The sequence below is a fragment of the Streptomyces sp. NPDC046876 genome (assembly GCF_040645035.1).
Classification (GTDB): domain Bacteria; phylum Actinomycetota; class Actinomycetes; order Streptomycetales; family Streptomycetaceae; genus Streptomyces.
The window spans coordinates 19968-28741 of sequence record NZ_JBEYXK010000089.1; the positions used below are offsets into that span (position 1 = coordinate 19968).

Annotated in this window: 8 protein-coding genes; 3 read left to right on the top strand and 5 right to left on the bottom strand. The window is 72.9% G+C overall.

Annotated elements, in window-relative coordinates; genetic code table 11:
* The first annotated feature begins 23 nt into the window (after positions 1–23).
* Positions 24–2870, top strand: coding sequence for a LuxR C-terminal-related transcriptional regulator (locus ABZ924_RS30865; protein ID WP_361916988.1), 2847 nt, complete (start codon positions 24–26; stop codon positions 2868–2870).
* Between the two features lie 14 nt (positions 2871–2884).
* On the opposite strand, the gene ABZ924_RS30870 is transcribed toward ABZ924_RS30865, so the two are convergent.
* The gene (locus tag ABZ924_RS30870; RefSeq protein WP_361916992.1) at positions 2885–3547 is read right to left on the bottom strand and encodes a helix-turn-helix domain-containing protein; all 663 of its coding nucleotides are present in this window, start codon (positions 3545–3547) and stop codon (positions 2885–2887) included.
* A 107-nt stretch (positions 3548–3654) separates the two neighbouring features.
* Between ABZ924_RS30870 and ABZ924_RS30875 the strand changes: the two genes are divergently transcribed.
* Positions 3655–4773 (top strand): serine hydrolase domain-containing protein, encoded by a 1119-nt coding sequence (locus tag ABZ924_RS30875; RefSeq protein WP_361916995.1) that lies wholly within the window; start codon positions 3655–3657, stop codon positions 4771–4773.
* A gap of 101 nt (positions 4774–4874) precedes the next feature.
* Here the strand turns inward: ABZ924_RS30875 and ABZ924_RS30880 are convergent, their stop codons facing one another.
* From ABZ924_RS30880 to ABZ924_RS30890, 3 genes are read right to left on the bottom strand one after another with little or no spacing between them, the layout of a single operon-like run.
* Positions 4875–5648, bottom strand: a complete 774-nt coding sequence (locus ABZ924_RS30880) for an ABC transporter permease (protein ID WP_361916998.1) — start codon at positions 5646–5648, stop codon at positions 4875–4877.
* On the bottom strand, positions 5645–6595 hold the full coding sequence (locus ABZ924_RS30885) for an ATP-binding cassette domain-containing protein (protein WP_361917001.1): 951 nt from the start codon (positions 6593–6595) through the stop codon (positions 5645–5647). Before ABZ924_RS30885 ends, ABZ924_RS30880 begins: the two co-directional genes overlap by 4 nt.
* A gap of 60 nt (positions 6596–6655) precedes the next feature.
* Entirely contained in the window at positions 6656–7321 is a 666-nt protein-coding gene (locus ABZ924_RS30890; RefSeq protein ID WP_361917004.1) for a DUF4097 family beta strand repeat-containing protein, read from the bottom strand.
* A 245-nt stretch (positions 7322–7566) separates the two neighbouring features.
* Between ABZ924_RS30890 and ABZ924_RS30895 the strand changes: the two genes are divergently transcribed.
* Positions 7567–8316: a helix-turn-helix domain-containing protein gene (locus ABZ924_RS30895; protein WP_361917007.1), complete on the top strand. Its 750-nt coding sequence runs from the start codon at positions 7567–7569 to the stop codon at positions 8314–8316.
* A gap of 305 nt (positions 8317–8621) precedes the next feature.
* Here ABZ924_RS30895 and ABZ924_RS30900 read toward each other — a convergent pair.
* Positions 8622–8774, bottom strand: a 153-nt coding sequence (locus ABZ924_RS30900; protein WP_361917010.1) for an adenosylhomocysteinase, incomplete at its 5' end; no start/stop codon positions are given.

An 8774-nucleotide genomic window follows, 5' to 3' on the forward strand; every position in this document is an offset into this window, starting at 1 on the left:
AGAGCGCTGCGGATAATGACCCGGTGTCCACTCCAGTGATCTCGGCCCGCGAAGCCGACGTGCTCGCGCTGCTCGGGGAGCACCTGAGCAACGCGGAGATAGCCGCGCGGCTGTTCATCTCGGTACGTACGGTCGAGTCGCACGTCTCCTCGCTGCTGCGGAAGTTGGAGGTGCCGGACCGGCGGGCGCTGTCCCGGCGCGCCCCCCGACCGACGCCTGCCGAGCAGCCGCCTGCCGAGCAGCCGCGCCGCCCGGCACCCGCGCTTCCGGCGCCGCTGACGGCGTTCGTCGGCCGGACCCGGGAACGCGGGGAGCTGGCCGAGGCGGTGACGGAGCGCCGGCTGGTGACCGCCGTCGGTCTGGGCGGGGTGGGCAAGACGCGTCTCGCGCTGGCAGTGGCGGCCCGGGTGGCCGGCGACTTCGCCGACGGGGTGTGGTTCGTCGACCTGGTCCCGGTCACCGATCCGGGGCGGGTGGGCGCGGCGGTCGCGGCGGCGGTGGGCGTCGGCGAGCAGCCCGGGCGCGGCATCGACGACGCGCTGGTGGCGGCGCTGGCGGACCGTCAGGCCCTGCTGGTACTGGACAACTGCGAGCAGGTGCGCGACGGGGTGGCGCCGTTCCTGGAACGGCTGCTCGTGGCCTGCCCGGGGATACGGGTGCTCGCGACCAGCCGGGCCCGGCTGATGGTGCCGTTCGAGTGGGTCTTCCCGGTTCCGCCGCTGTCGCGGGTCGGCGGCGGCGAGTCGGAGGCGGTTGCGCTGTTCCTGGAACGGGCGGCGGCGGTCGGCAGGGCCCCGGCTCCCGCGGAACGCGAGCGGATCGCGGCCCTGTGCGAACGGCTCGACGGCATGGCGCTGGCCATCGAACTGGCGGCGGCGCGGTGGTCCACGCTCGGTCTGGACGGACTGACGGCGGGACTGTCCGACCAGCTCCGGATCCTCGCCGGCGGCCCCCGTGCCGACGGCAGGCACCGGTCGGTGCGGGCCGTCCTCGACTGGAGCCACGACCTGCTCGAACCGCAGGACCGGGCACTGCTGCGGCGGGTGTCGGCGTTCGTCGCCCCGTTCACCGCCGAGGCGGCAACCGAGGTGGCCGGGTTCGCCCCGCTGGAGGCGGCCGCGGTCGCCGACGGGCTCGGCCGGCTCGCCGAGCAGAGCCTGCTCGCCGTGACACCGTCCGAGGCCGGCACCCGCTACCAGGCGCTGGAGACCCTTCGCCAGTACGGCACGGAGCGGCTCGCCGACGCCGGTGAGCTCACCGATGTCCGATCCCGCCACCTGGCCTGGTGCCTGGCCGGTGCGGCCGGCCTCACCGGAGGCGGCGGCTCGGACTGGCGGGCCCGGTTCGACGCGGTCGCGGAAGACCTGCGGGCCGCCTTGGCCTGGGCCGCAGGCCGGCCGGAGCAGCGCGCGGACGCGTGCCGTCTCGCCTTGTCCATGGCCGAGCTGGCCTTCACCCGCAACCTGCTGGGCGAGGCCCAACAGCGGTACGAGCAGGCCTCCCTGCTCGCTGCCGAGGCCGGCGCCGACGCCGACGCCACCGCCGCATTGCGACAGGCCGCCGGGGTCGCCGGGTGCCGCAGGCTCGGCGACGACATGTACCGCCTGCACCGGGCCGCCGCCGAAGCCGCCCGACGGGCCGGGGACACCGCCGGGGCCGCCCGCGACCTGGCGGCCGCCGCCACCGCCGCGTACCGCTTCTCCAGCACGTTCGGCCGGATTCCGCCCGTGGACGAGGTGACCGGCCTGCTCGCGGCGGCGCGCGGGCTGGCCGGTGACGACGACCCGGCCGCCGAGGCTGCCGTCGCGCTGGCCGAGGCGGCCGTGGTCGCGGACGCGTTCGGAGCGGTCCAGGGGGCTGCGGACAACACCGCGCCGGACACCGTCGCGTGCGCCGAACGGGCCGTCGAACTCGCCCGCCGCGCGGGCGACCCGGTGGCACGGTCCGCCGCGCTCGACGCGCTCTCCGGCGCGCAGAGCTGGGCGGGTGAGACCTTCGCCGCCGCGGCCGCCGCCCGGGCCCGGATCGACGTCCTGGCCTCGGCGCCGACTGCCCCCGCCCGGACGCACGAGCTGATCGACGCCCTCGCCATGGCCGCCGCGACCGCCGTCGGCGCGGGCGAGCTGACGGCGGCCCGCCGGTGGGGCGGCGAACTCGCGGGCCATCCGCAGCTGGCCGAGCTGGGCGACCACGCGACCTCCTGGCTGCTGGTCGCGGACGCCTTCGCGGGCCGTGCCGACGAGGTGCTCGCCGGCAGCGTGCGCTTCCTCGACGCCTGGGAGCAGGCCGGCCGGCCACGGTCGTTCTCCCTCGGTCCGGCCGCCGCGTCCGTCGCGATGGTCCACGGCTTGCGGGGCGACCACGAGGCCCGGGCGGCCTGGCTCGCGCTCACCGACCGGGCGGGCAGCAAGGAGGACCACCGCTACGGCCACGGCGCCGTCTTCGACGCCATGGTCCTGCTCCACCACGGGGACGCACACGCGGCCCTGGCGCGCGTCGCGCCCGAACCGGAGCAGGTGTGGAAGTGGGTCTGCTGGGTCTGGCTGCACTGGTACGCGGCGCTCCGGGCGGAGACGGCGGTCCTCGCCGGGCAAGCGGACGCCCGGGACCGGATCGCCGCCGCCCGGCCCGTGGTCGCCGGGAACCCGGTCGCCACCGCCCTGGTGGACCGGGCGGAGGCACTGCTCGACGGCGATCTGCCGCGGCTGCTCGCCACCGCGGCCGCGTTCGAGGCGGCCGACTGCCGCTACCAGTGGGCGCGCACCCTGCTGCTGGCCGGGGGCGAGCACACCGCCACCGGCGCCTCCGCACTGGCCGACCTCGGACTCGCCCCCATGGCCGTCCGCCGGCCGCATCCCCGACGGCCCTGACCGACAGCCGGAAATCACCGGCTCGAGCGGACCGCGGCTTCGATGTGGGCGAGTTGGGCCGCGAGGAGGTCCTCGAACGCGGTGCGGCGGTCCGCCCCGAGGGGGCGGACCTCGCGGGCGAAGTGGGCCAGGGCCGGGAAGCGTTCGGGGTCGGCACCCAGTACCGCCACGCGGAACAGCTCCATGCCCTGTTCCCGCTCTTCCGCGGTGACCGTGCTGACGCCGGCCTCGGAGGCGATCAGTGCGGCGATGAGGACCGCGAGCCGGTGGTAGCGCGCCGGGATCTCCTCGTCGGGCAGTCCCGACGCGCGCAGCGCCTGCAGCACCTCTTCCATGACCAGCCGGGAACCGGTGCCGCCCGACGCGTACCGTCCCCAGACCGCGGCGAGCTGGGGCTGCCCGCCGAAGGCGTCCCTCAGGCGCAGGGCCAGGGCCGTGATGCGCTGCTTCCAGTCGCCCTCGGGGCGGTGGCCCTCCATGGCGGCCAGGAGGATCCGGTCGGCGACTGCGCGCAGCAGTTCGGTCTTGCTGCGGAAGTGCCGGTAGAGGCTGGATGAATCGGTCCCGAGGGCCGCTGCCAGCTTGCGCACGCTGAACGACTCCGCGTCGCTCGTGCGCAGCAGCTCCGCCGCCGCGTCCAGGATCTCGTCGGTCGACCAACGCCTTCGGCCCGCCATCTTGCTCCTCTCGCCAACACCCAGCCTAACTTATGCACTTGGTGTTGCACGCACCGCGTGCATAATGAGGACATCGCTCACTCCGTGAACGCGAAAGGACGCATGACGTGAAGAACTCCTTGGATTCCGCGGCGCTGGACGCGGCCCTCGAAAACGTCCACCGCGCCGGAATGCCGGGCCTGTTCGCCGAGGTGCGCGACGGCGACCGGGTCTGGCGCGGCGCCGCCGGCGTCGCCGATGTCGACACCGGCCGCCCCGTCACCGCCGACATGCGCCACCGCGTCGGCAGCACCACCAAGACCTTCACCGCCGCCGCGGTGCTGCAACAGGTCGAGAGCGGTCGGATCGGGCTCGACACCCCGATCGGCCGGTACCTTCCCCGTCTGGTTCCGGGCGAGCGCGGGGACGCGATCACGGTGCGGATGCTGATCAACCACACCAGCGGCCTCGCCGAGTACCTCCCCTACGCCTACCCCTCCCTCAAGGCCTACCCGGACCTCGCGCGCACCGGGCCCCAGAGCCTGGACGACCACCGGCTCACCCGCTTCGACCCCCTCGAACTGATCGCCATGGGGGTCGGCGCCCCTGCCGTCGGCGCCCCGGGCGGCACTCCGGGGGTGTACTCCAACACCAACTACCTGCTCCTCGCCCAGCTCCTGGAACAGGCGACCGGCACCACGGCCGAGCGGTACATCACCCGTAACGTCATCGAGCGGGCGGGGCTCCGGGACACCGGATTCCCCTCCGGGCCGCACGTCGACGGGCCGCATTCGCAGCTCTACGAGGCGTGGTTCGGCATGATCGACCCGCCGCGCGACTACAGCGTCTTCGACATGTCGTGGGTGGGGCCGTCGGCTTCGCTGGTATCGACCGTCTCGGACCTCAACCGCTTCTACGGCATGCTGCTGGCCGGGAAGATCGTCAGCCCGTGGTCACTGGAGCAGATGCAGCGGACCGTCCCGATCATCTCCCAAGAGCTGAAGACGATCGACTACGGACTCGGCCTGCACCCGATGGCGGCTCCCGGCCAGGACACCTTCTGGGGCCACGGCGGCACGGTCTGGGGCGGTGGAGCACTGGCCATGACCCGCGCCGACGGCTCGCGGCAGATGGCGGTCGCGGTGAACATGCAGAGGTGGAACAGGCTCGACTCCTCCGGCCGGCCGCAGCCCCATCCCATCGACGACGCGCTCGCGCGTCTGTTCCACGTGGCGATGTACGGCTGACCCGATCGCAGGGCCTTGTCACCGGCGGCGGCGCACACCCGGAAATGGCTCAGGGCCGTCAGACCCCGGTGGTCTGACGGCCCTGTTCGGCCCGCGCACGGTCAGGCCTTGTCGAAGGTGTTCTTGGCCCAGAGGTAGGAGACGGCGGCGATGCCGACGCACCAGGCGGTCGCGATGGCGGCGCTGTTGCCGATGGGGGTGCCGAGGAGGAGGCCGCGGACGGTTTCCATGATCGGGGTGAAGGGCTGGTACTCGGCGAACCAGCGGATCGCGGTCGGCATGGAGTCGGTCGGGACGAAGCCGCTGCCGAGGAAGGGCAGCAGGATCAGCGGCATCGGGGCGTTGCTGGCGGCCTCGGGGGTCGGGGACTTCAGGCCGAGGGCGACCGACAGCCAGGTGACGGCCACGACGAACAGGGTGAGCATCCCCGCGGCGGCCAGCCATTCGACGGCGGTGGCGTTGGGGTCGAAGCCGATGGCGAGGGCGACGCCGATGATGGCGGCCAGGCCGATGAGCTGCTGGATGACGCTGCCGACGACGTGGCCGGTGAGGACCGAGGCGCGGGAGATCCGCATGGTGCGGAAGCGGGCGATGATGCCCTCGGTCATGTCGGTGGCGACCATCACGGCGGTGCCGGTGGCGGCGGTGGCCGCGCCCATGAGCAGGATGCCGGGAACCACGTAGTTGACGTAGACCTCGCGGCCGCCGCCGAGGCCGGCGCCGAGGGTGCCGCCGAAGACGTACACGAAGAGCAGCAGCAGGACGACGGGGGTCGCGATCAGCTGCACCGTCATCGACGGGTAGCGCAGCAGGCGCTTGAGCTGGCGGCGGACCATGGTGGAGGAGTCGCGCGCGGCGAGGGCGAGGGTGCTCATCGGAGGGTCTCCTTCTGTTCGGTCTGCTGCCCGGTGAGGGTGAGGAACACGTCGTCGAGGTCGGGGGTGTGGACGCTCATCCCGGCCACCTCGACGGAGCGTTCGTCCAGGAGGGCGAGGAGTTCGCGGATGGTGCGGACGCTGCCGTCGCTCGGGACCTGGAGGGTGAGGGCCTCGGGGTCGGCGGTGGCTGCGCCGCCGACGAGCCGGCTTGCCGCGTCGAGCAGGTGGGTGTCGGTGAAGGCGAGCCGGACGTGGCCGCCGGGGATGAGCCGCTTGAGTTCGTCGGCGGTGCCTTCGGCTATCAGCCGTCCGTGGTCGAGGAGTGCGATCCTGTCGGCGAGTTCGTCGGCCTCCTCCAGGTACTGCGTGGTGAGGAAGATGGTGACCCCGCCGGCGACGAGCTCCCGGACGATCCCCCACATCGAGCGGCGGCTGCGCGGGTCGAGGCCGGTGGTGGGCTCGTCCAGGAAGATCAGGCGGGGGTCGCCGACCAGGGTCATGGCCAGGTCGAGCCGGCGCTGCATGCCGCCGGAGTAGGTGCCGGCCGGCTTGCGTGCCGCGTCGACCAGGTCGAAGCGGTCGAGGAGTTCGGCGGCCTTGCGCCTGCCCTCGCTGCGGGAGAGGTGCTTGAGGTCGGCCATGAGGAGCAGGTTCTCCTCGCCGGTGAGGAGCTTGTCCACGGCCGAGTACTGGCCGGTGACACCGATGGCGCCGCGTACGTCGTCCGGCCGGCGGGCCAGGTCGTGGCCGGCGATGCGGACGGTGCCGCCGTCGGCCTGGATCAGGGTGGACATGATCTGGACGGTCGTCGTCTTGCCGGCGCCGTTCGGGCCGAGCAGCGAGAAGACGGTTCCTTCGGGGACGGCGAGGTCGACGCCGTCGAGGACGGTCTTGTCGCCATAGGACTTGCGCAGTCCGTGCGCGGCGATGGCCAGGTCGGTCATGAGGGGTGCTCCCTGTCGGCAGGCTGGGCGGGCGAGCGGGGCTAAGCGGGGCGGGCGCGCTCAGAGGCTGCGGGCGGTGATGTCGCCGTACGAGGTGGTGGCGCGGATGTCGAGTTCGGCGGTGCCGTCGTTCTTGAGGGTGTTGCCGATGCGGCCGTAGGAGGTGCCGGCGCCCAGGGAGGCGGAGACCCCGCGGGCGGCGGTGACCGAGATGTCGCCGGACTGGGTGCTGAGCACGAGCGCGCCGCGCACGGCTTCGGCGATCCGGATGTCGCCCCGGGCGGTGCTGATCTCCGCGGGGCCGCCCAGCCGGCCGACCTCGACGTCGCCGTCGACCGCGGTGAGGCGCAGGCTCGCCGCTTCGTCGATCTTGATGCTCCGGTACGCGCCGTCGAAGGCGATGTCGCCGAGGCGGCCGACGCCGCGGAGCTCGCATGCGGCGCTCTTGGCCTCGATACGGGAGCCGGCGGGCAGCTGGACGGTGACCTCGACCGCGCCGGAGGAACCGAAGAGCTGGTTCTTGGGCTCGGGGGTGCGGATCTGCAGGACGCCGTCGGCGTAGGTGACGGTGGTCTGCTCGGCGGTCTGGATGTCGCGGTTCTTGGCGGGGTTGGCGGGCCGGACCTCGACGGTGGCGTCGGCGCGGTCGGCGGCGATGAGCTGGATGCGCCCGGCGGGGATGTCGAGGACGGCGGAGACCGGGGCGGCGGTGGCGAACTTCTGCATGGTGGTGCGCTCCTTCGTATGTGGCGCGGGCCCCTCGGCCCGTCGTTTCCAACGAGGGAAAAGCTACGTTGCGTTCAAGAAGACGGCAACAAGTTCGTTGCGCAGAATCTACATACACGCAGGTCAGATCACATAAATCGTTGCAATGGACCACAGTTCAATGCAACACTCCCCACGTCATCCGTTGCAATGAACTGAAGGTGAACGCTATACTTGGGACACCACGCACCACGAAGGAGGCCGCGATGCCCGGAGGCAGGCTCACCCAGCAGGAACGCCAGCAGATCGCGCTGGGACTGGCCGACGGCCACGCGTACGCGGAGATCGCCAGACGCCTGGACCGCCCGACCTCGACGATCACGCGCGAGGTCATGCGCAACGGCGGCCCCACCGGCTACCGCGCCGACCTCGCCCACCGCGCCACCGAACAGCGCGCCCACCGCCGCAGGCAGGCCGCGCCCCGGGAACCGGGCGCCGCCCCGCAGGCCTACGGGCGCGACGCGGAGGCGGTGCGTGCGTACGAGGAGACGCTCACCACCGTCTTCATGCAGTCGGGCACGCCCAAGATGATGGCCAAGGTGATGGCCTGCCTGTGCATCAGCGACTCGGGCGCCCTCAGCGCGTCCGAGCTGGTCCAGCGCCTCCAGGTCAGCCCGGCGTCCATCTCCAAGGCGGTGGCGTTCCTCGACAGCCAGGGCATGGTGCGCCGGGAACGCGACGAACGCCGGCGCGAGCGCTACGTCATAGACGACGACGTCTGGTACCAGTCCATGATGGCCAGCGTCCGCTCCACCGCCCACGTCGCCGAGACCGCACGGCAGGGCGTCGGCGTCCTCGTCCCCGGCACCCCGGCAGCCACCCGCCTCGAGAACGTGGCCCGCTTCCTGGACTTCGTCTCCGAGAGCCTCGCCCGCGCCGCCGAGCAGGCCCGCGAAGTCCTCTACACCAAGCCCGAAACCGGGGCTGAGGAACATCGGAGCGAAAACCGGCCCTGACCGGGCGGCGACCGCTCTGGGCTTCCCCCGGAGACAGAGACAAGAGGGACCACCGTGGCGGACCCCGGCATGTACGGCGAGGAGCTGTCCGAGCCCGCGGTCCGGGCCGCCGCGGCGTTCAGGGCAGCGCAGGCCCATGACGTTCTGGAGCTGGGGCCGGGCACGGCCGGGACGCGCTGTTCTTCGCCCGCAAGGGCTTCACCGTCCGGGCAACCGACTTCAGCCCCGTCGGCCTGGACAGCACGGACGCCCCGGCGGCCGAGGGGGCCGACGGGGCGTGAGCCGGGCGTGAGCGCGGCGGTGGGTCAGTAGCGGTAGTGGTCCGGCTTGTACGGGCCGTCCACGTCGACGCCGATGTACGCTGCCTGCTCCGGGCGCAGGGTGGTCAGCTTGACGCCGAGGGCGTCGAGGTGGAGGCGGGCCACCTTCTCGTCCAGGTGCTTGGGCAGCGTGTAGAC